The sequence below is a fragment of the Collinsella sp. LCP21S3_C7 genome, assembly GCF_052118485.1.
Taxonomy (GTDB): domain Bacteria; phylum Actinomycetota; class Coriobacteriia; order Coriobacteriales; family Coriobacteriaceae; genus Collinsella.
This window is the reverse complement of sequence record NZ_JBQKHC010000023.1, coordinates 1-24,266: the sequence shown is the minus strand read 5'-3', so window position 1 is coordinate 24,266 and position 24,266 is coordinate 1. Positions and strand designations below refer to the sequence as shown.

Below are 24,266 nucleotides of genomic sequence, written 5' to 3'. Positions count from 1 at the left end.
CCAGCGCATACGGTCGTCGGGGTTCCCCTACGTCAAGGGGCTGGCGGACTTCGACTGGGACTTCCAGCCGTCGGTCCCGCGCGCCGAGATCGAGGAGCTCGCGACCCTGAGGTTCGTCGAGCGGGCCGAGAACGTCCTGTTCGTGGGGAGCCCCGGCGTGGGCAAGACGCACCTCGCCGTCGCGCTGGGCATCGAGGCGGTCAGGGCGGGGCGCGAGGTCAGGTTCGTGGACTGCGCCCGGCTCGTCGAGGACCTGGAGGACGCCTCGTCGCGCGGCATCCTCAAGAAGAGGCTCAAGTACTACGCCCACTCGAGGCTGCTGATCATCGACGAGCTCGGCTACCTCGACGTCGGCAGCGCGGGCGCGGACCTGCTGTTCCAGCTGATATCGACGCGCTACGAGCAGCGCTCGACGATCATCACCACCAACGTGGGGATCAGCGGCTGGGGCAGGGTGTTCGGGGACGACGTGGCGGCGAGCGCGATCGCGGACAGGGTGTGCCACCACTGCCACCTGGTCAAGATAACCGGCAGGTCCTACAGGCTGAAGGACCTGCCGAGGGACGGCCCCGTCAAGCCGTGACCGGAATCGGTGAAAATACGTTAGCGCAACCGGTGAAACCGCCTTTGCGCAAACGGCGCGCCTGTTTAGCGAAACTGGTGAAAAATAGATTGACGCTAACACGAGGCTGCTCTTCCAGGTCTTCGCCGACGCATACGAGAGGCAGTCGGTGGTAATCACCACGAACCTGGAGTTCAGCAGGTGGGGGTCGGTGTTCGGGGACGACCAGATGGCCGCCGCCGTGATCGACCGCATCGTCCACCACGGGAGGCTCGTCCAGTTCCGCGGCGAGTCCTACCGCGTCCGCCATGCCCTCATGCAGGAGGGCTAGCCGCTCAAAAAGCGTGCGCGCTTCCGATGCTCAGGCTGCTCAATTTCCGATGATCTTTTTGCTCAAATCCTCTTGACGAAACACAGGAAAAATCTTTCGGCGGCGGGGCCGGGGATGCGGGACGGGCTCGGGAGCGAGTGGCCCGCGGTGCCCGATCCGGCCCGCGGGGGCGCGCCCCGCGGGCGGCGGCGTTGCCGCCGCCCCCTCTCCGGCACCCTTGGGACATCTCGAGTCCCGCCGACCGCCGTTTTTTCGCTTCCGCGGCGCGGGCCGCCACCCGCCCAACGGCCATCCTGCCGGCACCAGGCCCATTATCGGGACCGATCGCGCCCCCGCCCACCCGGCGATCTCAAAACCATGCCGGTTTACGGGGCCAGGCCGGGAACCCTCGGGCATGCCGTAATCGGTAAAATCAAAACCGCAGGTAGACGACTTGCGAATTTCGTGAGATGCAGGGTATGGACGGCCGGTCCGGGTCCAGCCCCGTAATCCGGCATGGTTTTGAAATGGCACTAATTCACTGGCAGGCAAACAAGGTTGTTCTAGTATCTCGTTGCCGGCTAATTCCCGATTTCCAACCAGTTGCACAAAACATTTGCTCGCAGTTGCGTCTCGGCGCGCTTCATCGCCTCGGATTTGGCTTTATATCGAATCCCCAAACGACTGCAGACGCTTTTGACTATGGTATCTAGCTGCTTTTTGTCGTTAAGCATATCGTGGGTGACCAGGAACACGTCGAAACCCATGCTCTGGAGCGCAGTCATACGTTCCGCATCGTGGTCAAGTACCGCGCCTGATCCATGGATGACTTCACCTTGAATCTCGATAATTACTGCCTTCATTAGCATTGGGTTTACAATCACGATGTCGCCGTAGCAGACCTTTTGACCTGCGATGCTTTGGGCTGCCTCGGATAGAGGGGTTAAATCGTTGAGGTACACGTATCTGAAACCTGAACCACCTAGACGTCGAGAACGACTTAGGAGCAGGACTCCCGCGACTTCGAGTGGAGATGCAGCAATGCCGATAACCTGTTGAGCGGCATCATAAAACTGCTTTCCCCACATTTGACTTCTGACCTTATCGGCGAATCGATGCAGGTCGCTCAGTTCGATAAGCGGCTTTCTCATCCAAAGAGAAGTACCTTTGAGTTTCGTAACCTCTCTTCCATCCTCACGCTTGCTCGTTTTGCCTTCATTAACTGGGTCCTTTACGGTTGCGCGGGCATAAACCCTTTTCCAAGGAACCTCGTCTTCGCCCTCTCCAAGTTCGAACAGATCCTGCGTGCAGGAATTGCGATTCTCCTCTACCGCCATTTTTAGCTGCATTTCGGCAGCGGGAGTTGGCTCGAAAACAGAAAACCAGCCGCAAAGTTCGTACATAGCCATCACGAGATCTATTTGAGACACAAAGCGTGTCATAGTAAATAACGTGTTAAGCGGATTGGTGACACTAAAGCCTAAATGAGTGTCGATTGTTGTGCCGGCATCCGATGCCCCTTCCCAGCGAATAGTGGAGCGCAATCCCGAGTGGTGATTACAAGAACCTGGCGAAGCTACAGCGATAATCGGGGTCTTGAGGACGTCGGTTACGAAAGGGGCTTGGGATAGAGCTCGCCAGCCGTCTTCGGAGTTGGGCAGGCGCGGGTAGAGATCGCGCACCTGCGGCGGGCAGCGCCAGTAGCGAAATGCGGTGTTTGCGCAGACGATTTCGTCCATTTGCGCCTCCCCTGGTTTCGGCCGCGGGCCGTGCGGATCACGGGCATGGCCGATTATCTACTGGATCATCATGCGGGTAAGTACTGGAAGCAAACCAATAGCTTGACGAGTTCTGCCGAAGATCCCTCGTGTGATAGAAATCCGCTGGAAGGAGCTCTGGGCGTGTGGTCCCTGTCTCCACATTTGCGCGCGGATCACATGGGTAATTCAATGAAAATACGCATGCGTTATATACAAAACATGCAATGGCGTCGGTAAATAGGGCGCGATATAAAATGACGCCTTATACGACTGCGATTCGATTTTGGTGTCAGTTTTGGTGTCACCCTTGGTGTCAAAAAGAAAAAGGCCAGAGGCTTAACACCTCTGACCTGTGCTTTTGATGGTGGGCGATACAAGATTCGAACTTGTGACCCCATCCGTGTGAAGGATATGCTCTACCCCTGAGCCAATCGCCCGTCGCCTTTCGGCAAAAGAGATACTAACATAGCCGCGCGCGGTTTACCAAGAACTTTTTGCCCTCGATTTTAAATTCGTGGGCTCCAGCCAAACCAAAGCAACCAAGGTGACCGGCAAACCCACAGCTAAACAGCCATTTATCGCTTAATCCAGGAAGTCTCGGGGCGGCAGATAAGTCGCGCGTTGTTGTATGCCATGTCGAGTCTGAGGCAGGTGCGCGCGGCGTAAAAGCCGTCCTCGCGCTGGATGGTCAGCGCCAGCTCGGGCCTGTCGCCGGTCAGTCACAGCGGCAGGAGCAGCTGGATCCGGCCGCCGTAAAACTGAGGCACCGCGAGCGTGTAGCTAGCTGCGGCGCGGTCTGGTCCGCGTCGCGCTCGGTCGGGAACACCGCGCGGCTAACAGAAAACGACAGGTAGTTTTTGAGGATGCGGTTACTGGGGCCCCAGTCCTCGGGATCGGCGAGGTCAACCAGGCGGTCGTAGCAGGGCTCGGGGCAAAATGCAAAGTCGTAGGCATTGCTGCACAGGGTGCTAGGGAGTTCCATGCGGTCCCCAATCCATTCAGTAACCAGCGGATGCCAGGTCGAAAACCTTGCCCTTGTCCCTTGCACCTATTGCGATGATATGAACTACTTCGACGTGCCCATCGCGGATGCGATAAATTACGCGAATGCCATCAGTGCGAAACTTAAGTTCCCTACAACCTGCAAGAAGACCCGAAAGTGGCTTACCAATTTCATCGGCTCGAAGTGCAAGACGCGCAATACCTTTGTTCACCATAGCGCGGACCGAGCCATCGAGTGACAGATACTCTTTCTCGGCAGTCTTGTCGTAAAACTCAACTTTAAACCTAGCCACGCTCACTCGAACAGCTCCTCGTCGGAAATGGGATCGGTCGCCTCGGCTTCTAGCATGGTCTCGAACCTCTCACGTCCCACGGTATAGGAGAACGGGATGCCCTTGCGATTCGAATCAGCGTCGCCCTGCGCGAGCCTTGCGGCGGCTATGGCGTGCAGGCGCTCCTCTCTGAGCTGTTCGAGTTCAACCGCCATCGCTTCGAACTCTTCGAAGCCGACGATAACAGTATCGATGCCATCGTTCCTGTCTGAGACAAATTGCGGCTCCCTTCGAGCGCGACGTCTCGCTTCGCCAAAATTTTTGCTTGCCTGCGTCGAAGTCAGCACCTGTTCGCGTCCGAAAACGAGTTTATTGTCTATTACGGCAACCATAGCAACCTCCTTCAAAATGTGTCTCTAATACGTATTATAGACGCATTTAAATACGTACTGAAAGGAAAGATAAACAACAATAATCTTAGTATTTAGATTACGGATGAACAGGGTTTCGAATCGTACTCTATGGCGATCGGTTGCCAGACAAGGTCTTCGATGCTGCAGTGTAAGGTTTTTGCGAGCGCCAATGCCGAGGATATTGTGCTCGGCGGCCTCATCCTGTTCGATGCTTTTGCGGAAGGGCGGGCGCATGTGCTCTGGTGGGTTGGTGACGATATCAACTTTTCGCCCAAGTTCCTTCTCGAGCTCATGTGAGAGTTCGTAAAGCGCGCCGAACGTCATGGTGTTGCCGCAGACTAGGCGCAAGTCAAAATCGCTATCGGGCGCTTGCTCGCCTCGGACGAAAGTGAGGGTATTGGCGTAAGCCAATACCCTCACTCAGGAGCAATTGATCGTACCTTAGGTCAAGTCTCCCACGACTTGAGACACCTATTTAAGTTCCCCGGCATAGACGTCGGAATAATCTGCAAGTCCGTTAAAGTTGAGCTCATCAGAGAAAGCGCCGTGGTAAGGATGGGCCACCACGCCATCAACGTGCTGGAATGCGACCTGCGCTATACCCTTAGACTTATCGAGCGTAATAGTGTTACCGCTTACGTTTGTAACACGGTAGAACAGCCGTGTTACATGCCCGGGAAAATATAGCGGCACATCCAAAGAAAGCCCCTGGCGAATGCGCGAATTGCGCAGAAGCACGCTCGCGGTCAAATCGTTTGGCAACGCAACACATTCAACGCAAGAGACGAATGCCGAATCTCCGGGGCCAAGCTCTACCTCGGATTGCTTGCTTTAGTTGATGTAGAATCCCTCGGTGCGCAAGTCATACGTAACCTGTCCGATGTTCGAAGCATCGGCATTGAGAAGCACCTTGCTGTCGATTAGCTCCTGAATCTTAGTATCGCTCAAGTACATACGAACCACTTCCTTAGGCCTCCGAGTATAGAACCAAGGCATAGCAACAGTGACTGCCCCCAAAGGGGACATTGGGGAAGTGAGCTTAGTTGGATACGGGATATCGGCCTGGACTATATCTAGCTGAGGATTTATTGCTAGAGATCGGTTTGGGCTTGACGGTTCGATTTTCTCTTCGCTTCCGGAAAGCGAGCGCCTTAGCAGCGAATCGCGGCGCATAGGAGCGCTATGCCGAGAAAGATTAGCGTTAGGGATGCGGAGGTCCAGCAGTTATCACCGGCCTTGGGGAGCGAGACGGTCGTCGCGGTGGCGGCCTTGGCGGCCGTGGCGTTGGTCACTGTGGTCGTGGTCACCGTCTTAGTTGCGGCCGCGGGCTTTTGTGTGGGATTCGTCGACGGATCCGCAGCGGGCGCGCCGGTAGCGGGGTCGGTGCCAGGGGCGGTAGGAACATCGCCCGGCACATCGGGGCCGGCGGTCTCCCCCGCCGGCGCCGTAGCATCCACGGGCTCGATCGTCACATGCGCCGCCACGGACCCGCCGGAATCCACCACGCCGCCTGCGCCAAAGGCCCCGCCCGCAGGCGCCACAAAGCGAGCGGATGCAAGCGACCCGCCCAGGCAGGCGACGTCGCCTTCGGCGCCCGATGCATCCAGCCAGGACGCATCGACGGTAAGTTGCCCGCCCGCGACGCCGCCGGCAGCCCCGCCCAGCAAACACACGCCATAGGCGCGCACGCCCGCCCCGGAGCCCGCGCCCGCGGCGACAACGCGCCCACCGCCGCGAACGGCAAGACCGTCCGCAATCACGCCGGCCACCCGCGCGTCCGCGATGCCGCCGCCGTCGGCCCGCGCCTCAACCTTGCAGCCGTCCACCGCGAGCGTCCCCGACACGTAGATCCCGCACTGCGAGCCCGTGGCCGTCAGCGACCCGGTGCCGAGGAGCGTCAGATCGCCCCACACCTCCATGCCGCAACGCGAGATGTCCACGTCGGGCGCGCTCGTCTCGACAACAGTGTTCTGCCCGGTCAGCGTCACCACCAGGTCGCCGTCGGCGCCGATGGCCTCGCCCGTGTAGCCGTTAAGCTCCAGATGGTCTGCATCGGTCCAAGCCCACCCGGGGCCCGACGCGCCCGGCTCGTAGTACGTGGCGCCCGCGATGAACAGGCTGTCCGCGCCCGCGGCATAAGAAGGCCCGCCCAGCAAAACGCATAGGCAGGCCATGGCAGTAAACAGGATGTAGTGACGGCTAGTGTGGAACGCGGCAGCAAACATAACCGCTCCGATCTTCGCAAGAGCCAATGAGAACTGCATCAGAAAAATACCTGGTAGCAGCAGTTATTAGTGTAGCGAGATCAGATAACGGGAAAAGAAGAAAACCCGTATTGAACCCCGGAATTAGGCGTAAATCGTTTTGCCAGTCGGTGAAAGGCATTCGTGCCGAAAATGTTGGTGTAGGGGCGACCCCCTAGCGTCTATTTAACAAAGAGCGGTCACCAGTCAATTACCTCTATCCTCGCTTATTGTGCGCTATCCAATCGTCAGCGTAATAAAGACCTCCTCATTTCCCAACTCAAAGAGATCCTGAGATAATTCTTGAGAAGTCTTCGATCCAAAGCACCCCCGAGTCAAATAGGGAACCGAACAACCGCGCACCCGTTGCAAATCTTCAGCAAGCTCCGTTCTCCTAGCCAAATGAGCGATATCAGTTAGATCGCCAAGCTTAAGAATTAGAGGCTCATATGAGCGTTCATTCCTATTAACGGCGATACGCCATTCAGCTTGGTTTGCATAACGAACATTCTTTACAAACACTCCTGCATTAAAATGTGGAATCCCATTTGGAAAAACCATATAAGCAGGTAATGGATTATGAGATTTTAAATCCATTGTTGATTTAACAACTTCAGAGGGATTCAACTGAACGCTATCTCTATATTCAACCGGAGCAGCTACAAAGTCATAACCCAATTGCAGAACGGCTGTCCTAAGCCTAGATATAAGTTCACAGGGATTGTCAATAACAACAATCCATGAACCAAGGTCAAGGCCCGGATCGGGCAATTCAATTAAGTCGACTCTTGTATCTACTTGCTTAATGAGGACACACGAAAAGCAGCACACATTACAGTAGCCTGCGCCTCTCGGTATTGCATACGATTCTTTTGCAAGGACACCGAGTAAATCTTCAGGAAAGCCCCGCATGAGGAAGCCTGTCGGACTGGATCAAGAGGCCCGACGCAGTCGATTGCAGCACGGGCGATGTCCCGTTCTTGATGCTCAAGGCTAAATGCAGGGAAAATGGAGTTCGTTGCTTAACGTGCTATATACAACGCATCGCTCACCAGCTGCAAAAGGAATCAGTCTTATACCAAAAGAGGTCATATCGACGTTAGCCGATATGACCTCTTTCTTGACAATGCGACTCATAGATAAGGCTAAAAATCGCGGTCGGGAATCCTGTCCCCTAGTCCCTCTTAAACAGATCCCTCGTATACACCTTGTCCGCCACGTCTGAGAGCTCGTCGCTCCAGCGGTTGGCGACGATCACGTCGCAGCCGGCCTTGAAGGCCTCCAGGTCGTGGGTCACCTCGGAGCCGAAGAACTCCGGCGCGTCCAGCGTGGGCTCGTAGACCACCACGGGCACGCCCTTGGCCTTCACGCGCTTCATGACGCCCTGGATGGAGCTCGCGCGGAAGTTGTCGGAGTTGGACTTCATCGTCAGGCGGTACACGCCCACGACCGGCTTCTCCTTGCCGGCGTACACGCGGTCCCACACCATCTGCAGCACCTCGTCGGCGACGAAGTCCTTGCGGGTGCGGTTGGCCTCCACGATGGCCTCGATTAGGTTCTGGGGCACGTCCCTGTAGTTGGCCAGCAGCTGCTTGGTGTCCTTGGGCAGGCAGTAGCCGCCGTAGCCGAAGCTGGGGTTGTTGTAGTGGCTGCCGATGCGCGGCTCCAGGCAGACGCCGTCGATGACGTCGCGGGTGTTGAGGCCTCGCACCTCGCAGTAGGTGTCGAGCTCATTGAAGTAGGCCACGCGCAGCGCCAGGTAGGTGTTGGCGAAGAGCTTGACGGCCTCGGCCTCGGTGGTGCCCAGTACGAGCTCGGGGATGCCCACGGTACCGTCGGCGTTCACGCGCTCCAGCTCAGCGGGATCGGCACCCTGCGCAAGCAGGCGGGCGAACTTCTCCGCCGCGGCGACGGCATCGGCATCCTCCTTGGGCGCGCCCACCACGATGCGAGACGGATGCAGGTTGTCGTAGAGAGCCTTGCTCTCGCGCAGGAACTCGGGGCTGAAGAAGATCTTGCTGTCGCCCAGCCTCTCGCGAAGGCCGGCGGTGTAGCCCACGGGGATCGTCGACTTGATGACGATCCAAGCGTCCGGGTTCACCGAGCGCACGGCGGCGATAGCGGCCTCGACGGAGCTCGTGTCGAAGAAGTTCCGGTCGCTGTCGTAGTTGGTGGGCGTGGCAATGACGGCATAGTCGGCGCCCGTATAGGCCTCGGCCACGTCCACGGTGGCGTGCAGGTCGAGCTCGCGCTCCCCCGCCTTAGCCTCCGCCAGGAAGCGCTCGATCTCGTCGTCCTGGATGGGCGACTCGTAGTTGTTGATCTTCTCGACCTTCTCGGGCACGATGTCAAGCGCGTGGACCTCGTTGTGCTGCGAGAGCAGGACGGCGAGGGACAGGCCGACGTAGCCGGTACCGGCGACAGCGATCTTCATGTCATTCTCCAATTGTCAAAGAGCAATAATTCGCACGAAAAATGGCCCCTGTTACAGGGCCATGATTTTCTAAATGTTGTAGTAGTGCTTATACCACTTGGCAAAGGCCCTCAGGCCGTCCTCGAGCGGGGTCGCGGGCTTGTAGCCCAGGTCGCGCTGGAGTGCCGTGGTGTCGGCGTAGGTGACGGGCACGTCGCCGGGCTGCATGGGCACGAGCCGCTTGTGGGCCTCGAAGTCGTAGTCCGCAGGCAGCACGCCCTCCTCCACCAGCACGCGCTGCAGCGTGTCGACGAAGTCGAGCAGGTTCTCGGGGTGCGAGTTGCCAATGTTGTAGACGCGGTGCGCGGCGAGCGGCAAGCCGTCCTCGCCCATCTTCACCTCGGGGGCGGCGTCCATGACGCGCCTCACGCCCTCGACGATATCGTCGACGTAGGTGAAATCGCGGCGACAGTCACCCATGTTGAAGATCTTGATGGTGTCGCCGCGTCGCAGCTTCTCGGTGAAGCCGAAGTAGGCCATGTCGGGCCTGCCCATTGGGCCGTACACCGTGAAGAAGCGCAGACCGGTCGCGGGAATGGAGTAGAGCTTTGAGTAGGCGGCGGCCATGAGCTCATTGGACTTCTTGGTGGCGGCGTAGAGCGACACCGGCGAGTCGACGCGGTCCTCCTCGGAGAACGGCACCTTCTTGTTACCGCCGTAGACCGAACTGGAGCTGGCATACACGAGGTGCTTGACCGGGTGGTGGCGGCAGGCCTCGAGTACGTTGAAGAAGCCGACGAGGTTGCTCTCGAGGTATGCGCGCGGGTTCTCGATGGAGTAGCGCACGCCCGCCTGCGCGGCGAGGTTCACAACGAGTTCGAAGTCGTTCTCTGCAAACAGGCGCTCGATAAGGGCGGCGTCGCACAGGTCGCCGCGCACGAAGGTGAAGCGACCCTCGGTGTCGGCCTCGGCAAGCATGCGCAGGCGCGCGTTCTTGATACCGGGGTCGTAGTAGCTGTTGAGGTTGTCAAAGCCGACAATGACATCTTCAGTCTCCTCGAGCAGCTTCTTAACGAGAAACGCTCCGATGAATCCAGCGGCACCGGTAATAAAAACCTTTTTTGACATTTTGCCCCTTAAATACAAAATTTAGCATCGACTAATGTGCTTGAGATTTACCATCAAAGCAAACTCACAAGTAAATACTCGCACCATAGCCAGCAGTTCATAACTATAGATAATCTGTTTTATCTATATTCTTGTACGGAAATTTCTAATAAGACTATTTATTTGAACACGTGTCGTTGTAAATAACTCGCAAAAAAATAAATACGATACCATACAAATTGCTATTCCGAATAAAGGCGGGGCGTCGAGTCTGAAAAGAAGCAAGCCTACTCCCATCATCATGAACGAGCAGACAAAGAAAGGCAAAAGTCCGTTAATCATTTTCCAAATAGGGAATTTAACAAAATGCCCAAGGACAAAAAGATCAATAGATATTGCAATAAACCTAAGAAAAGCGCTAGCAAAAACAAAGATATTAAAAGTATGTTTAGCCGCAATATAAGTTATAGGTACCATAATAAATAGATAAAGAACCTGAGTCATAAAAGACAATTTGGGCTTTCCTTTTGAACGAAATACTTCGCTGGCGTAATAACCTATAGGTATAACAATTGCACTGCTTAATCCCCAAAGACCAAATAATAGAGAGCCTTCAGACCACTGTGGTCCAAGAATGAAGGCCGTTAAGAAGTCCCGATAGATAAAAATGCCAAACCCAATCGGAATAATAAACAGACTAACCTTATGCTGCATACGGAAGAAAGCCGCTTCAAAAGCATTTTCATCGTTTTGCCTTCGCGAGAGCTCAGCAAATAGGATAGGTGTTGTTGCGCTGATGATTATACTCATACCCGTGTTAACCATCGAAATCGATGTCTTGTAAAGACCCAAGTAATATGAGGTAAGAACGGAACCAACAATAAACGTACCCATCCAGGAAGTTAACCAAATAGAAAACTGCTCTAGTAGGGTCCAAGCACTGAAGGAAACCATTTCCTTCAGTTCGTCAAAACTATAGAAGAGCGTTGGTTTCCAATTAGATTTGATTGTAAGAACGACCACATTAACTAAATTACCGATAACAGTCCCTATAACTAAGGACCAAAAATCAAACCCAATTAGGGCTAATGGAACGGTGATGAAAAGAGGAACGAGGGCAGTCGCCACTCGCACGGAGAATAGTTCTTTGAAAGCAAACGAGCGATGAAATAAGGCAAGCTGGATACTGCTCAAGGCTGTAAGAGGAAGTGAGGAGCATGCTACGATGAGAACAAAACCGAGCCCTTTATTTCCAATAATCTCCGCAAGCGGTTCATTAAACACAATGACAATAAACCATATTGCAATTGAGATGCATAAGTTAGTTAGAAAAGCAACGTTTGCACTTCGATACAGATGACCGTTATCTTCAAACTCATGTTGCACTAAATATTTTTGAAACCCTGCATCAGATAGCATGTCAGCAAAACTCGTGACCATTGTAACAGTCGCAACGACGCCAAAAGCCTCAGGAGCCAGAATGTGTGCAAGAACGACCTGTGTCAAAGGCGATATTATTTTTACAACAACTTCAGTTATTAGTGACCATTTTGTAGCATTAGCAGCTTTTGCAGTCAATTCGTCATTCATTGTTGAGCATTCTTTGTCTGTCAAATGAATAGTTAAGATCGATCCATGAGCCTAATAATTCATCTGAATTTTTATCAAGTGGATCGAATCCGGCACCACTAAAAAATGTGATTTCTCCGAATAACAACCTATTATTAACAACATACCAGTCAACCCTCGCTTGAGGAAACCCTTCAACTAGAATAGAGCTAAGTCGAAGCATCTCATCTAAGCACTCTGGAGGTTCAACTCCATCATCTGAAAACGGAACACCCCCCCAATCAATACTGGTAATAGGTTCCCAGTCTGGCGTATAATAATCACATGTATGCTGTGTAAAACGCCCCCTGTGAACTTCAACTAATTTTGGCTTTCCCGCAAAACAGCTGACTTTATAGTCAGCTGGACAGCAGTCGGACTCAGCGGCACAGTAACCGGTAGAGATTTCATTGGGCTCAAGAAATTCTTCGGCGAAAATAAGGGGGGTAACATCCTTGTAGGGCCATTCCCGAGCATACCAGTACATGTTGTTCTTTAAATGTTTACTTAGCTTTAATTTCGCGGCTTTAGAATCAAAAGTATCTTTATTCCTGCAAATCACAACACCCCCGCTGTCGTGGTTTGTCTTAAGGACAAACTTATCGGGCAGGGAATCAAGATTAATATCCTCTACACGATCCCAACAACCATAAGTGCTGACAACATGCTCCACGCCTATTTGCTCGGCAACCCATGCTTTAACTCTATACTTATCTACAAGAGTGCTATAGAAAGGGTTGCGGTCATGTATTTTGAGCCACTGAAGCTTTTCATTGAATGTTTTTGGGTTTTCAAGGTCAAGTTTTTCACCCAAGAAACCACGATAAGCAAGCTTTAAATATATCTCATCAGGCATCCAATTGAGTAACCCGTGTCCCCCAAGGGATGAAAAGATATACCAAGGATTATTTCGAATTCTGCGCAGCCATTCCATTTATTAATTACCAGTATCCTTTCTAGTCAACTTAGGAGCTCCAAGCAGATCTATGAATAAGTCAGCCCACATGTCCATCACCCGATCCATTGGATAGGCTTCGACAAGCGATGCACCGGCCTTTCCAAGGCTTTCGGCCTTGTCGAAGTTATCGAGCATCCAACTAATAGCGATAGCCATAGAATCAGAATCGTCAATGGGGACTAGTGGGCCTCCAACCGTTCCATTATTAGTTAAAAAACGAGCGCCACCGGGACTACAGTCGCTTGCAACTACTGGAACCCCAGCGCACATTGCCTCGATAAGTGTGTTCGGGCAACCTTCGTACTGAGAAGCTAATACAAATAGACGTGCGCGCTGCGCTCTCTCAGCGATATTTGGAATAGTACCAGGCATACTAACTCTGTCTTTAATCCCAAGGACTTCGATAAGGTTCTCCAACCTCTCTCTGTCAGGGCCTTCGCCATAGATCACTAAATTGACATTATGCATATCAACGATCATGGAAAACGCTTTGATAAGCGTATCGAAGCCTTTGTCGGGCACAAGTCGACCAGCGCCAACGATTTCGTTATTCAGTTGTCCGGAATCACGCGCTGTCGAAAGGTTTTTTTCGCACGGATTGGGGATAACGCGCGTGTCATCAGGCAACGAACGCCCATACGGAGCCATAGCTCCATCAAACTGAAAGACACCCCTGTCAGAAGAAGCCATCTCGGCCTCAGTAATAATTTTATAGAGTATGTTTCGCTGATTCGCATCGCCGCGTTCGCAGCAGACAAGCTTACCTTCATAGCGTATGAGCTTGCATGCTGGAAACAGCAAGGGGTCAGGGCCGAATGAAACGATACATAACGGATTGATTTCCCTTAAAACCGTTCGATAACGTGCGATCGCCTTTAGTTTAACTGGCACACGCTGAAAACCTGAAACCTCATACTCAGCAGGATTATTAAATAAATATACACGTTTCACCTTATCGCTGAGTCCCACATGCTCCTTTACAGGATAATAACAACAAACAGCAACCTCATAGCCAAGCTCAATAAGCTTGTTCATTATCAGCGAAGCAACCTTCTGGGCACCGCCGACTCCTAAATGCGCCAGGGTGAAAACAATTAGCCCGGTATTTTTACCACTCTTCATCAAAACACCGATCCTCGATTCGTAATATTGACAGGTCTATCACGATAAATGCTGTCTAGCTTGCAAACACAACTAGACCTTTCTGGCTCCGCAATAGCACCTTTCGAATAAGTTGCAACAAACACACAGAGTGAAAAAACAAGCTCCGTATAGCCCGAAAATCCGTTAAAAAATGCACACCAAATGAAAATTAAAAATGCAAGCAAACCACAAGGCGCAAGCCCATTCCTTAACAAGGATCGCGCCATATAAATAAGGTAAAAAACAAGACCGACAATACCGAAAGAAATTAGAAAAGATAAGAAGTCGTTATGAGTTCCGATTGCAAGCCTCGAATGCTCTAAAATCATTCCTACGCCCGCGCCAAAAAACTGATTAATTACAGGCATGTTGCTGAATACAGAATAGTAATAGAGCCAGATTTGATCCCTGCCATTAGAAAAAGACGAGCCGCTTCCTTCGAGATTCTTACTTTTCTCAAAAAGCGCAGTAGAAGATAGTCCTGGCAATACGACCAAAGCAATTATAACGGACGAAAAGATTATTACGAGGCCTCTTAGCCGGCGATCAATACCCTTTGTTGCATAGAGCAATTGAACGACGTAAATCACACCGCCAGCAATGGTAATTGTCCGAGCCCCAGTCATTAAAAGAGCAAACAGCAATCCAGTTGCTATCAGAAGCCTAGCCGGAATAAATCGACTATATAGTTTTAAATCGTAACCAATTAGTGCAATTAACAAGGTAATAAGCTCTGCGGTCTCATGTTGACTCGAAAAAGCCATCTGAAAAGTTTTTGCCCCCCAAAGGGATTGATACGAAGAGGGTAATAACAGCGAAATAAGAACAAAAGCCGCAGAAAAATACGTCACTTTTCTTATTAATGATGCACGTGTGCCATGTGGATTAATAGATGCCAACCTATTAATCACGAGCATAGAAAATAGGCAAAGAAATAATTTGTTGAACTGGCCTAAAAGAGTCCCGACCGTGGACCCAGAAATAAGGCTGATGCCAATACTTAAAAAGAAGTAACAAAGAGCGATAATCTCAAAGCGGTCGAACCGCAATCTGCTCTTCGCGCAATCCCTGATAAAACAGACGAAGAAAACTAGGCTGAATAGATAAGTGAAGCCGCTGATATACTGATTGACAAGCTGAAAGAACGGACGAATAAGAATGAGGAGTTCCATCAGTGGTGGGCCTCCAAATAACCGTAAATCTTTCTGTTTACCGTGCGAAAGTTGAAATCGGCGGAATAGGCATAGGCTGCAGCTGACCGCTCGGCATAGCAGTCCGCGACTATCCGCACTGCCTTCTTGATGGATTCCACCGTCCCGTCGGTCCTCTCGGCAACGGACCCGAAAGGCGCAACAGCGGAGATGCCACCAACATCCGTGCTAATGATTGGCATGCCCATACCCATCGCCTCAAGGATCGTCATTGGTACACCCTCGTGAAACGAGTTCATCACCAAGATATCCGCATCGCGCATCTGCGCGCGCACGCCTTCGGTCTCGAGGCTTCCTTTGAAGGAAGCCTTTCTGCCCGCCAGCGCCTTCAGATGCTCCCGCTCCTCACCGTCGCCCACGATTGCAAGAGACTCCACCTCGGGCATAGCCTCTGCCGCCTCGATGATGGGTCCAATGTTCTTCACGGCCGAGAGCCTTCCTACAAAGAGCAGTCTCACAGCCTTAGGGTCGAAGTCGCGTTCGATCTCCTCACGGTGGTCGATAGAGTTCAAGACTACGTGCACGTCATCGTTCAGACGCTCATAATCTGCCTTGGTCCCCTCGTCCAACACCAACAGTCGATCTGCCCTCTTTATAACCCATGCCAGGTACCGCTGAAAAGCATCTGCTAACCAGCTCCGCTGGTAGAAGCGCAGGTTATCCTTCATGTTTAGAAAACTACCGTGCGACATTACTACGCATCTGCCACGGCCAAGTACCTTCACGGGGCCGAACGCCTCAGGCGTATGTATGAAGTTGACGTCGCCCTTATTAAGGCCGATCTTAGGAACGTATTTCAAAAGCCCCTTCGCGAAGCGCATACGCAGAGACTCCTGCACATGCGCGAGGTCGGTGTCAGCATAAGCAACGGGCAGAAATCGGTACGCAACGCCGCTTATCTCAACGGTAGACTCTACGCCTACAGCGCCCAGGTCCTTGGTCACGCCCACTAGCAGCGCGCTCTGGGCAGCCTCTGGTTCATCTTCGGCCAGAAAGCGAAGGAAGTTGCGCACGCTCGTTAGCTGGCCACCGATGGGGTGGTCATCATAATTGGTAGTGTCGTAGAGAACTAACATGAAGCCCCTTTCAGGGTTGAAAGATTCAACAAGGCTCTGAGACCCTCATCAAGGCCCTCGATCGCGGTCGACGCAGGGCTCGATATCGTCTCGGCGCAACCGCCTGTATCGTAAGTCACAACGGGTGTCCCGCAGGCTTCTGCTTCCAGGTTTACCGTGGGGTAGTTGTCTTCCACGGTGGGATTGAAGAGGGCATCCGCGGCGCTATAAATGGCTACCAGCTGTGTGCTCGACTCAGTCCTAGGCATCAGAACTGCAACCCCCCCCCCGCCATTTTCACGATGGTGGCCTTCAGGGCGGACATGTCGGCAGGCACCGCGATCGCGGTGCTGGATTCGGCTATCTCCGCACAAGCCGAGCCTTCTGCCACAACAACGGGGGTGCCACAGGCTTGCGCTTCTGCAACGGTCATACCGAAGGTCTCTTCGACGCCCGGGTGCACAAACACATCAGCGGCGCTGTAGGCCTCGGCCAGCTTCTCGGGGCTCTCGGTCTTAGGAAGGGCGATGAGCTGTCTGGAGAGCCGCCTTATCTGCTTCTCAGAGAGCCCGACGAGGACGATTGCGTATTTTTCAGTGCTGAGCTTTTCCGCCAGCTTTACGAAATCGCTCAAACCCTTGCGCTCGGTCCAAGGGCTCGCAACGCCTAGCACCATGAACCGGTCGCCAATGCCGTACCTCTCGCGGAAGTCGCTTGGGGTGGGCTTGAAGATGTCGGTGTCGATGGTGTTACGACGGACCTCCACCGGATAATCTTTGAGAAAGCTCTTCCCGACCAGGTCCGCGAGCCACTGTGAAGGTGTTATCAGCGCCATCCGCTCGGGCGGCACGCTCGTGAAGATACGTTTCTTATCTTCATAGTTTCTCGAGCAGTTGGTTTTTGAAATCGTTTTGGGATAGGTGTCGAGCTGCGGGCAGCATTTCGAGTACGCGCAATGAGACTGCCATTGCGCACACTTCACATATGTGAAGTGTGCGCAATGGCCCGTAAGGGCCCAGCAATCGTGGAGCGTCCATTTAACCTGGCAGCGATGAGAAGCGAGCCAGGAGAACAGCATCTCTATGTTCACGTAATAGCCGTGTATGTTATGCAAGTGCACCACATCGGGATCGATCTCGTCCAGACGCTTGAGCAATTTTGCGGTATCCCGCTTAGAGTAGAAGCCCATGCGGTCATGCAAGCGCGTCATGGCTCCGTGGGAGAGGTAGCCGGCCTTCGAAGCGCAGCACTGCTCATGGTCGCTTATCGTGTCGTGGCGACGACCCCAGAAGATGTACGAGTCAACCCCGCGCTCGGTCAGCCCACGGTGGAGTTTGCGCATTATGGTGCCGGTGGAACCGTTGTAAAAGCTGTTGAGCTGGACGTAGCGCAGAGGCCGCCCCAAGCCTTCACCCAGAGCGAGAGCCTCATCGACAAGCGCGTCGGTCGTGAGCCCTTGGTTCTGCGACACTAGCTCTTCCTCCACACCATCTTGTCCACTACGCCGGTGTAGCTCTGGATGATCTTAACCACTTTGGTGGACACGGTCTCGTCGGCGTAGTCGGGCACGGGCGCCTCGGGAAGCGACCCCTCCGCGTCGAGCTCGACGGCGGTGTGGACCGCCTGGAGCAGGCCGCGCTCGCTGATGCCGGCCAGCGTGAAGCAGGCCTTGTCCAGCGCCTCGGGGCGCTCGGTCGAGGTGCGGATGCATACCGCCGGGAACGGGCGGCCGACGCTCGCGAAGAAGCTGGACTCCTCGGGCAGCGTGCCGGAGTCGGAGACAACCGCGAAGGCGTTCATCTGCAGGCAGTTGTAGTCGTGGAAGCCCATGGGCTCGTGCATGCGCACGCGCGGGTCCAGCTGAAAGCCCGTGGCCTCCAGGCGCTTGCGGGAGCGCGGGTGGCAGGAGTACAGGATCGGCATGTCGTATCTCTCGGCCAGCGCGTTGATGGCGGTGAACAGGCTCGCGAAGTTCGCCTCGGTGTCGATGTTCTCCTCGCGGTGCGCCGAGAGGAGCATGTACTTCTTCGGCTCCAGACCGAGCTCGGAGAGGATATCGGAGGCCTCGATCTTGTCCAGGTTGGCGCGCAGGACCTCGGCCATGGGAGAGCCTGTGACGTAGGTGCGCTCCGGCGCGCAGCCGGTGTCCTTGAGGTAGCGGCGGGCGTGCTCGGAGTAGGCCAGGTTGACGTCGGAGATCACGTCGACGATGCGGCGGTTGGTCTCCTCGGGCAGGCACTCGTCCTTGCAGCGGTTGCCCGCCTCCATGTGGAAGATGGGGATGTGCAGGCGCTTGGCCGCGATGGCGGACAGGCAGCTGTTGGTGTCGCCCAGGATCAGCAGCGCTTCGGGCTGAACCTGGACCATGAGCCTGTAGCTCGCCGCTATGATGTTGCCCACGGTCTCGCCCAGGTCGGCGCCCACGGCGTCCAGGTAGACGTCCGGGTCGGCGAGCTCCAGGTCGCGGAAGAAGATGCCGTTGAGCGTGTAGTCGTAGTTCTGCCCGGTGTGCGCCAGCAGGCAGTCGAAGTGGCGGCGGCACTTCTTGATGACCTCGGACAGGCGGATGACCTCGGGGCGGGTGCCCACGATGATCAGCAGCTTCAGGCGGCCGTCGTCCCTGAATGCGATATCGGAATAGTCCTTGCCCATGCGGCTAGACCTCCTCGTAGTAGGTGTCGGGGTTCTCGGGGTCGAAGGGCTCGTTGGCCCACATGACCGTCACGAGGTCCTCGGTGTCGGACAGGTTGGTGATGGAGTGCGTGTAGCCGGGGATCATCTCGACCACGCGCATGTCCGAGCCCGAGACGACATACTCGTCGACGGGGAACGGGTTTCCATCGGAGTCCTCCCCCACCTTCCTCAGCTTGATCGAAGCGGTACCGGAGACCACCAGGAACCTCTCCCACTTGCTCATGTGCCAGTGGTTGCCCTTGGTGATGCCGGGCCTGGACACGTTGACGGAGACCTGGCCGCGCTCCGGCGTGCGCAGGAACTCCGTGAACGAGCCGCGGTTGTCCACGTTGGGCTTCAGACCGTAGGCGAAGTGCCCAGGCTCGTAGTAGGACAGGAACGTGCTCCAGAGCTTCTTGGAGAAGGAGCCCTCGGAAAGGTCGGGCACCGTGAGCGTCTCGCGGCTGTCGCGGAAGCTGCCCAGCAGGTAGACGATCTCGCCCAGGGACTTCACGTCGGTTTCCGGGACGTAGCAGAACCCGTCGCCCTCAACGCGCTCGAGGCCCTCGTAGCCGCATCGGTGCTCCTCGCCCAGCAGGGCGCCCAGCATCTCTTCGACCAGGTCGTCGATGTAGAGGAGCTCCAGCTCCACGCTGGGGTCGTTCACGGTGTAGGGGCGGCCGTTGGCGATGGCGTCGCAGAAGGTCGCCACGGCGGAGTTGTAGCGCGGGCGGCACCACTTGCCGTAGAGGTTGGGGAAGCGGTAGATGAGCACCGGGGCACCCGTGCGCTCGGAGTACTCGCGGAAGAGGCCCTCCCCAGCGAGCTTGGACTCTCCGTATACGGAGCCCTCGAAGCGGCCCGACAGGCTCGCCTGCGCGGAGCTGGAGAGCATGACGGGGCACGTGTTCCCGTGGCGCTCGAGGGTCTCCAGCAGCGTGGAGGCGAACCCGAAGTTGCCCTCCATGAACTCGGACTGGTCCTTTGGGCGGTTGACGCCGGCCAGGTTGAAGACGAAGTCTGCGCGGGAGCAGTAGTCCTCCAGCTCGGCGGGCGTGGAGTCGAGGTCGTACTCCATGACCTCGAGGGGAAGGAGAGGCTGGTATTTGGCGCGGCGGTCCTTGCCGTCGCGGATGTTCTTCAGCGCGCAGCAGAGGTTCCTGCCGACGAAGCCCCTGGCGCCTGTGACGAGGACGCGCACCCTACTGCACCGCCTCGTGCTCGCGGCCCTCGAGCGCCAGCTGCACATACTCGGCGGTCTTGATCTTGGCGATGGTGCCCTCCACGTCGAGCCTCTCGGTGTTGTGGGAGGTGTAGGACTCGTCCGCCTGGGTCTCGACCTCGCCGTCCACGACGAACTTGTCGTAGTTCAGGTCGCGCGAGTCGCAGGCGACGCGGTAGTAGCCGCCCATGTCCTCGGCGCGCAGGCGCTCCTCGCGGGTCATGAGGGTCTCGAAGAGCTTCTCGCCGTGGCGGGTGCCGATCACCTGGGTGCCCACGCGGCCGAAGACCTCCTGCACGGCCTCGGCGAGGTCGCCGATGGTCGACGCCGGCGCCTTCTGGATGAACAGGTCGCCGGGGTTGGCGTGCTCGAAGGCGAACTGCACCAGGTCCACGGCCTCGTCCAGGTTCATGAGGAAGCGGGTCATGTTGGGGTCGGTGACCGTGAGCGGCTCCCCTTTCCGGATGCGGTCGATGAACAGCGGGATGACCGAGCCGCGCGAGCACATGACGTTGCCGTAGCGGGTGCAGCAGATGGTGGTGCGGCCGGCGCCGTTGCGGGCGTTGGCGTAGATGATGGACTCCATCATGGCCTTGGACTTGCCCATGGCGTTGATGGGGTAGGCCGCCTTGTCGGTGGACAGGCACACGACGCGGTCGACGCCCTCGTCGATGGCGGCGTGCAGGACGTTGTCCGTGCCGATGACGTTGGTGCGCACGGCCTCCATGGGGAAGAACTCGCAGGAGGGAACCTGCTTGAGGGCGGCGGCGTGGAAGATGTAGTCGACCCCGTGCATGGCGTCGCGGACCGACTGGGCATTGCGGACGTCGCCGATGAAGAAGCGAACCTTGGAGGCGAGCTCCGGGGATTTCTCCTGCAGGCGGTGGCGCATGTCGTCCTGCTTCTTCTCGTCGCGGGAGAAGATGCGGATCTCTGCAAGGTCGGTGTTCATGAAGTGCTTGAGCACGGTGTTGCCGAACGAGCCGGTGCCTCCCGTGATCATGAGGGTCTTGTCTTTGAATGCGGTCGTAGGATTCATCTACTTGCCTTCCTTACGCTTGGCGCCCGTGAATTGGTAAAAAAGGAATTTTGTATTAGTAACGAGGTATCGTTTGAAGAGCCGCTTAGGCTCCTGCATCAGGCGGTATAGCCACTCGAGGCTCAGGTTTTGCATCCATATAGGCGCTTCCGGCACCACGCCAGCGAGAACGTTAAATGCGCCGCCGACGCCAATCATCAAAGGTTGAGGACCGCCTTTGAGCTCGTACATAAGGGCTTCCTGGCGAGGGGCGCCCAGAGCAATCCAGGCAAAATCGGCACCAGAGTCGGCAATACGCTTGGAGAGCTCGCACTTCTCATTTTCTGTCAAAGGCCGGAAAACTGATGGCTCCATGCCTGCAATGTTCAGGCCAGGATAGGTTTTTTGAAGCGATTGCTTTAGAGCGTCGAGGTTCTTCTGCTCGTTTCCGTAGAAATAATGACTCCATCCGTATTGATTGGAAATCTTGAAAATCTCGCGCATCAGGTCCGGACCAGTAACGCGGTCCATTGATTCAATTGATTTAGACCCCAAAACTGACAGGGGTTTACCGTCGGGAACGGACATGACAGATTCAGCCTGGCAAGCCCAATAAGATGGATCATCGTGGGCCATAACGGACGTGTGAGCATTTGAAACGCATACGTATTCGCCATGGAGCTCATCGATATGTTTAGTGAGAAATTGAATGCAGCTAGACATATTCGTCCCGGTAATTGGGACATCAATTACCGGGACGCGATTGAGTTCGGGGTATTTTGAATAACAATCGAGCATTAGCACGCACCCTTGCCGGTGATAACCTCGATCACCGTGAGGGCGACAATCTTGAGGTCGGTGACGACACCGCTGTTGGCGATGTACTCCAGGTCGCGCTGGACCATTCCGTCGAAGCCGGTCGAGTTACGGTCAGTAACCTGCCACCAGCCGGTGATCCCGGGCTTCACGGCCAGGCGCTGCAGGTCGTACTCGGTGTACTCCGCAACCTCGTTGGGCAGAGGCGGGCGCGGGCCGACAACGGACATCTGCCCCAGGAACACGTTGACGAACTGTGGAAACTCGTCGATGGAATGCTTCCGGATGAACTTCCCGATCTTCGTTACGCGCGGGTCTTCCTTCATCTTGAACATGGCGCCGGCGATCTCGTTTTGTTCCTTGAGCTCGGCGAGGCGCTCGTCAGCGTCTTTGTACATGCTGCGGAACTTCCACATGCGGAAGGTGGACAGGCTGCCGTCGCAGTGGGTCTGGCCCACGCGGATCTGGCTGTAGAATGGGTTGCCCTCGCTCTCCAGGCGGATGGCCGCGGCGAGCACCAGACTGGGAATGGCGATGACAGCCAGCACACAGCCGCTGAACACGATGTCGAAGGCGCGCTTGACGGTGCGGTAGGCCAGGCGCGTGCGGTCCCAGTCCTTGAGGGCCTGCATGGCCTTGTAGCGCATGCTCACGTCGCCGCCGCTCATGGCCTGGGCTATTAGCGCGGCCCCCACCGGCGCTCCTTCTAAATATTCAGTTTTGTCTGACACTATTTCCTTCAAACCTACGTCCCCGCTCCCGGGGATCTTCCCTATCCCGTTAAACAGTCGCCAGCAGCTAGGCGATCGCCTTTTTAAGGTTTCGCATTGCGCGTTGCTCGGCTGAAAGCACGGCAAGGCCAACGTGGGTAGTTACGCGTCGGCCGCACAGGTCGAGCTCTAAATAAGCAGTGCTCTTGCGTCTATTAATGGTTTTGATAAGGCCTTCGTGGCCCAGCAGCGGACCTGCCGTAACTACGACCTGGTCGCCGTCTTTTAAGGCCTCGCTCATGGGCACTACGCGGTCTCCCGAATGAGTAAAGCTGCCAATAAGCTGGACCTCTTCTTTTGCTAGCGGCACAAACTTCCCATCCTGGGAAAGCACCCGGGCAAAGTCGTCCATGCGAAGCAAGTACTGTTGCACAGTGCGGGGATCTGCCGTGTCGCAGATAAGATATCCGGGAAAAAGCGGCTTGGTCGTGTTGACCCATTCGCCGTGTACTTTAATCTCGGTTTGAAATTGGGGATAAAAGAGCTCCTGAATGGTGCCAGCCGGCACCATGCGCTCAATGCGCTCGCGCATTACATTTTCGCGACCATTAATGACCTGGATCACGTACCACACGAGCACCACCCCCTTGCTGTCTTACGTGTGGCTCACGGGGTTTAGGTATGGCTTCGCCAGGGCGCTTGTGCGCGAAGGCGCTCCATATTCAAACCCTGAGCCCAGTTAGACAAGCGCGTGGCTCTGCCCCACCGTGAACGGTATGTATAAGTGCAGTTGCTAGAGACGCGGACGTGTATCGCAAAATGACCGCGACTCCAGCTGGCTGCGTGCGATCCGGTCAAGCGGGAACAAAACTGGATTGCACGCAAACAGCTGTAGGACTGCTGCGATGAGTCATGAAATATCGAATCGAAAGAACAGCTTGCCCGTAGACAAAAACAAAGCCTTCGATGCGATACGCATGACTGCCCTATTGGAGCTCGTGGTTTTTCTGGCACCGCCGTTACGGCCGGATGCTGATCGACCCTGTGCTTTGCGGCTTGCTGGAGCCGTGAGCACAGTTGAACCCATGTAACGTTATTTATCCTAGCACAGCAGGTAGCCCATACGTTTTGGGGTGTGTTTAGCAACATATTGGTTACTTGCCGTGGTTATGGGGGATATTGTGCCGCCTTGCACACATTGACGCAGGTTTATGGGGGTGTGTGGGTCGATGAGCACTGCCTGAGATGTATTACTGGCGGCGTGAATTGCTCAAACTATTATATTTGGCTAACAAACTTTGTACAAAACAGGGAGGTAATTGCGCAACTTTTTTACAGGTTGATGCGAGCGTCACTTTGGTTTGTAGTGTGAACACGTATGAAAAAAGGCCTTCGGTTTTCCGAAGGCCTTTGCATTCACGATGGTGGAGACGAGGGGGATCGAACCCCTGACCTCTTGACTGCCAGTCAAGCGCTCTCCCAGCTGAGCTACGCCCCCGTGACGAGGTGATACTATAGGGGAATGTTTGCGGGGATGCAAGAGATTTTTGTTGAAACTTTTTCTTACGGGTTTTCCTGGGACGGGGCTGAATTGACTGATTTTGACTTCGGCAAAATCAGTCAATTAACCCGCCGTCCCGATAAAACCCTCACGCGGCGATGAACTGCACCCCAAAACTTGGACGGCTTAAATAAGAACTACGCCGCAAGGGACTGTCTCCGGAACTCCTCCGGGGTCAGTCCCTTCAGTTTAACCTGGCGCCTCCTCGT

Annotated in this window: 27 protein-coding genes, 2 tRNA genes and 1 pseudogene; 2 read left to right on the top strand and 28 right to left on the bottom strand. The window is 55.2% G+C overall.

The features are described 5' to 3' along the window. Together istB and ACTQ1E_RS07985 are read left to right on the top strand one after the other, a co-directional pair. On the top strand, nucleotides 1-583 hold a 583-nt coding region (istB, locus tag ACTQ1E_RS07990), incomplete at its 5' end, for an IS21-like element helper ATPase IstB (RefSeq protein WP_441565744.1). A gap of 88 nt (nucleotides 584-671) precedes the next feature. Next, the gene (locus ACTQ1E_RS07985; RefSeq protein WP_441565748.1) at nucleotides 672-893 is read left to right on the top strand and encodes an ATP-binding protein; all 222 of its coding nucleotides are present in this window, start codon (nucleotides 672-674) and stop codon (nucleotides 891-893) included. Nucleotides 894-1,453: 560 nt separating this feature from the next. On the opposite strand, the gene ACTQ1E_RS07980 is transcribed toward ACTQ1E_RS07985, so the two are convergent. The 28 genes and pseudogenes from ACTQ1E_RS07980 to ACTQ1E_RS07845 form a co-directional block, all read right to left on the bottom strand. After that, complete coding sequence (locus ACTQ1E_RS07980; RefSeq protein WP_441565742.1) at nucleotides 1,454-2,611, bottom strand: hypothetical protein; 1,158 nt, start codon at nucleotides 2,609-2,611, stop codon at nucleotides 1,454-1,456. Between the two features lie 383 nt (nucleotides 2,612-2,994). Then, a tRNA-Val gene (locus tag ACTQ1E_RS07975) sits at nucleotides 2,995-3,069 on the bottom strand. Between the two features lie 138 nt (nucleotides 3,070-3,207). Beyond that, a complete protein-coding gene (locus ACTQ1E_RS07970) occupies nucleotides 3,208-3,330 on the bottom strand; it encodes a DUF3825 domain-containing protein (RefSeq protein WP_441565746.1) in 123 nt (40 codons plus the stop codon). A 17-nt stretch (nucleotides 3,331-3,347) separates the two neighbouring features. Next, on the bottom strand, nucleotides 3,348-3,614 hold the full coding sequence (locus ACTQ1E_RS07965; protein ID WP_441565739.1) for a hypothetical protein: 267 nt from the start codon (nucleotides 3,612-3,614) through the stop codon (nucleotides 3,348-3,350). Nucleotides 3,615-3,630: 16 nt separating this feature from the next. Next, complete coding sequence (locus tag ACTQ1E_RS07960) at nucleotides 3,631-3,933, bottom strand: type II toxin-antitoxin system RelE family toxin (protein ID WP_441565737.1); 303 nt, start codon at nucleotides 3,931-3,933, stop codon at nucleotides 3,631-3,633. Beyond that, nucleotides 3,930-4,298, bottom strand: a complete 369-nt coding sequence (locus tag ACTQ1E_RS07955; protein ID WP_441565735.1) for a hypothetical protein — start codon at nucleotides 4,296-4,298, stop codon at nucleotides 3,930-3,932. Before ACTQ1E_RS07955 ends, ACTQ1E_RS07960 begins: the two co-directional genes overlap by 4 nt. A 24-nt stretch (nucleotides 4,299-4,322) precedes the next feature. Beyond that, nucleotides 4,323-4,739: a nucleotidyltransferase family protein gene (locus ACTQ1E_RS07950; RefSeq protein WP_441565733.1), complete on the bottom strand. Its 417-nt coding sequence runs from the start codon at nucleotides 4,737-4,739 to the stop codon at nucleotides 4,323-4,325. A gap of 51 nt (nucleotides 4,740-4,790) precedes the next feature. Further along, a pseudogene (locus tag ACTQ1E_RS07945) lies at nucleotides 4,791-5,126 on the bottom strand (hypothetical protein); the annotation flags it as partial. Nucleotides 5,127-5,150: 24 nt separating this feature from the next. Then, nucleotides 5,151-5,273, bottom strand: coding sequence for a hypothetical protein (locus ACTQ1E_RS07940; protein WP_441565731.1), 123 nt, complete (start codon nucleotides 5,271-5,273; stop codon nucleotides 5,151-5,153). 197 nt (nucleotides 5,274-5,470) lie between these two features. Continuing rightward, nucleotides 5,471-6,544 (bottom strand): hypothetical protein, encoded by a 1,074-nt coding sequence (locus ACTQ1E_RS07935; protein WP_441565729.1) that lies wholly within the window; start codon nucleotides 6,542-6,544, stop codon nucleotides 5,471-5,473. Nucleotides 6,545-6,799: 255 nt separating this feature from the next. Next, nucleotides 6,800-7,474, bottom strand: a complete 675-nt coding sequence (locus ACTQ1E_RS07930) for a hypothetical protein (protein ID WP_441565727.1) — start codon at nucleotides 7,472-7,474, stop codon at nucleotides 6,800-6,802. A 262-nt stretch (nucleotides 7,475-7,736) separates the two neighbouring features. After that, on the bottom strand, nucleotides 7,737-8,996 hold the full coding sequence (locus tag ACTQ1E_RS07925; RefSeq protein ID WP_441565725.1) for a nucleotide sugar dehydrogenase: 1,260 nt from the start codon (nucleotides 8,994-8,996) through the stop codon (nucleotides 7,737-7,739). A 69-nt stretch (nucleotides 8,997-9,065) separates the two neighbouring features. Then, nucleotides 9,066-10,103 (bottom strand): NAD-dependent epimerase/dehydratase family protein, encoded by a 1,038-nt coding sequence (locus ACTQ1E_RS07920; protein WP_441565723.1) that lies wholly within the window; start codon nucleotides 10,101-10,103, stop codon nucleotides 9,066-9,068. A gap of 123 nt (nucleotides 10,104-10,226) precedes the next feature. Then, on the bottom strand, nucleotides 10,227-11,672 hold the full coding sequence (locus ACTQ1E_RS07915) for a lipopolysaccharide biosynthesis protein (RefSeq protein WP_441565721.1): 1,446 nt from the start codon (nucleotides 11,670-11,672) through the stop codon (nucleotides 10,227-10,229). Next, on the bottom strand, nucleotides 11,665-12,546 hold the full coding sequence (locus ACTQ1E_RS07910; RefSeq protein ID WP_441565719.1) for an ATP-grasp fold amidoligase family protein: 882 nt from the start codon (nucleotides 12,544-12,546) through the stop codon (nucleotides 11,665-11,667). Before ACTQ1E_RS07910 ends, ACTQ1E_RS07915 begins: the two co-directional genes overlap by 8 nt. A gap of 81 nt (nucleotides 12,547-12,627) precedes the next feature. After that, complete coding sequence (locus ACTQ1E_RS07905; RefSeq protein ID WP_441565717.1) at nucleotides 12,628-13,770, bottom strand: glycosyltransferase; 1,143 nt, start codon at nucleotides 13,768-13,770, stop codon at nucleotides 12,628-12,630. Further along, a complete protein-coding gene (locus ACTQ1E_RS07900; protein ID WP_441565715.1) occupies nucleotides 13,770-14,963 on the bottom strand; it encodes an O-antigen ligase family protein in 1,194 nt (397 codons plus the stop codon). The genes ACTQ1E_RS07905 and ACTQ1E_RS07900 overlap by 1 nt, the downstream gene beginning before the upstream one ends. Further along, entirely contained in the window at nucleotides 14,963-16,078 is a 1,116-nt protein-coding gene (locus tag ACTQ1E_RS07895) for a glycosyltransferase family 4 protein (protein ID WP_441565713.1), read from the bottom strand. The genes ACTQ1E_RS07900 and ACTQ1E_RS07895 overlap by 1 nt, the downstream gene beginning before the upstream one ends. After that, the gene (locus ACTQ1E_RS07890) at nucleotides 16,072-16,326 is read right to left on the bottom strand and encodes a glycosyltransferase (RefSeq protein ID WP_441565711.1); all 255 of its coding nucleotides are present in this window, start codon (nucleotides 16,324-16,326) and stop codon (nucleotides 16,072-16,074) included. Before ACTQ1E_RS07890 ends, ACTQ1E_RS07895 begins: the two co-directional genes overlap by 7 nt. Then, nucleotides 16,326-17,528 carry a glycosyltransferase gene (locus tag ACTQ1E_RS07885; protein ID WP_441565709.1) on the bottom strand — a complete coding sequence of 401 codons (1,203 nt, stop codon included), beginning with the start codon at nucleotides 17,526-17,528 and terminating at the stop codon, nucleotides 16,326-16,328. The genes ACTQ1E_RS07890 and ACTQ1E_RS07885 overlap by 1 nt, the downstream gene beginning before the upstream one ends. Then, a complete protein-coding gene (gene wecB, locus ACTQ1E_RS07880; protein WP_441016898.1) occupies nucleotides 17,528-18,709 on the bottom strand; it encodes a non-hydrolyzing UDP-N-acetylglucosamine 2-epimerase in 1,182 nt (393 codons plus the stop codon). The genes ACTQ1E_RS07885 and wecB overlap by 1 nt, the downstream gene beginning before the upstream one ends. 4 nt (nucleotides 18,710-18,713) lie before the next feature. Then, complete coding sequence (locus ACTQ1E_RS07875) at nucleotides 18,714-19,931, bottom strand: polysaccharide biosynthesis C-terminal domain-containing protein (protein ID WP_441565707.1); 1,218 nt, start codon at nucleotides 19,929-19,931, stop codon at nucleotides 18,714-18,716. 1 nt (nucleotide 19,932) lies between these two features. After that, complete coding sequence (locus tag ACTQ1E_RS07870) at nucleotides 19,933-20,991, bottom strand: polysaccharide biosynthesis protein (protein WP_441565705.1); 1,059 nt, start codon at nucleotides 20,989-20,991, stop codon at nucleotides 19,933-19,935. After that, complete coding sequence (locus ACTQ1E_RS07865) at nucleotides 20,992-21,768, bottom strand: WecB/TagA/CpsF family glycosyltransferase (RefSeq protein ID WP_441565703.1); 777 nt, start codon at nucleotides 21,766-21,768, stop codon at nucleotides 20,992-20,994. Continuing rightward, a complete protein-coding gene (locus tag ACTQ1E_RS07860) occupies nucleotides 21,768-22,481 on the bottom strand; it encodes a sugar transferase (RefSeq protein WP_441565701.1) in 714 nt (237 codons plus the stop codon). The genes ACTQ1E_RS07865 and ACTQ1E_RS07860 overlap by 1 nt, the downstream gene beginning before the upstream one ends. A gap of 103 nt (nucleotides 22,482-22,584) precedes the next feature. After that, entirely contained in the window at nucleotides 22,585-23,130 is a 546-nt protein-coding gene (gene loaP / locus ACTQ1E_RS07855; RefSeq protein ID WP_441565699.1) for an antiterminator LoaP, read from the bottom strand. Nucleotides 23,131-23,918: 788 nt separating this feature from the next. Further along, nucleotides 23,919-23,994, bottom strand: a tRNA-Ala gene (locus ACTQ1E_RS07850). Between the two features lie 200 nt (nucleotides 23,995-24,194). Beyond that, nucleotides 24,195-24,266: IS3 family transposase (locus tag ACTQ1E_RS07845; protein ID WP_441015707.1), on the bottom strand; the 72-nt coding region annotated here is incomplete at its 5' end.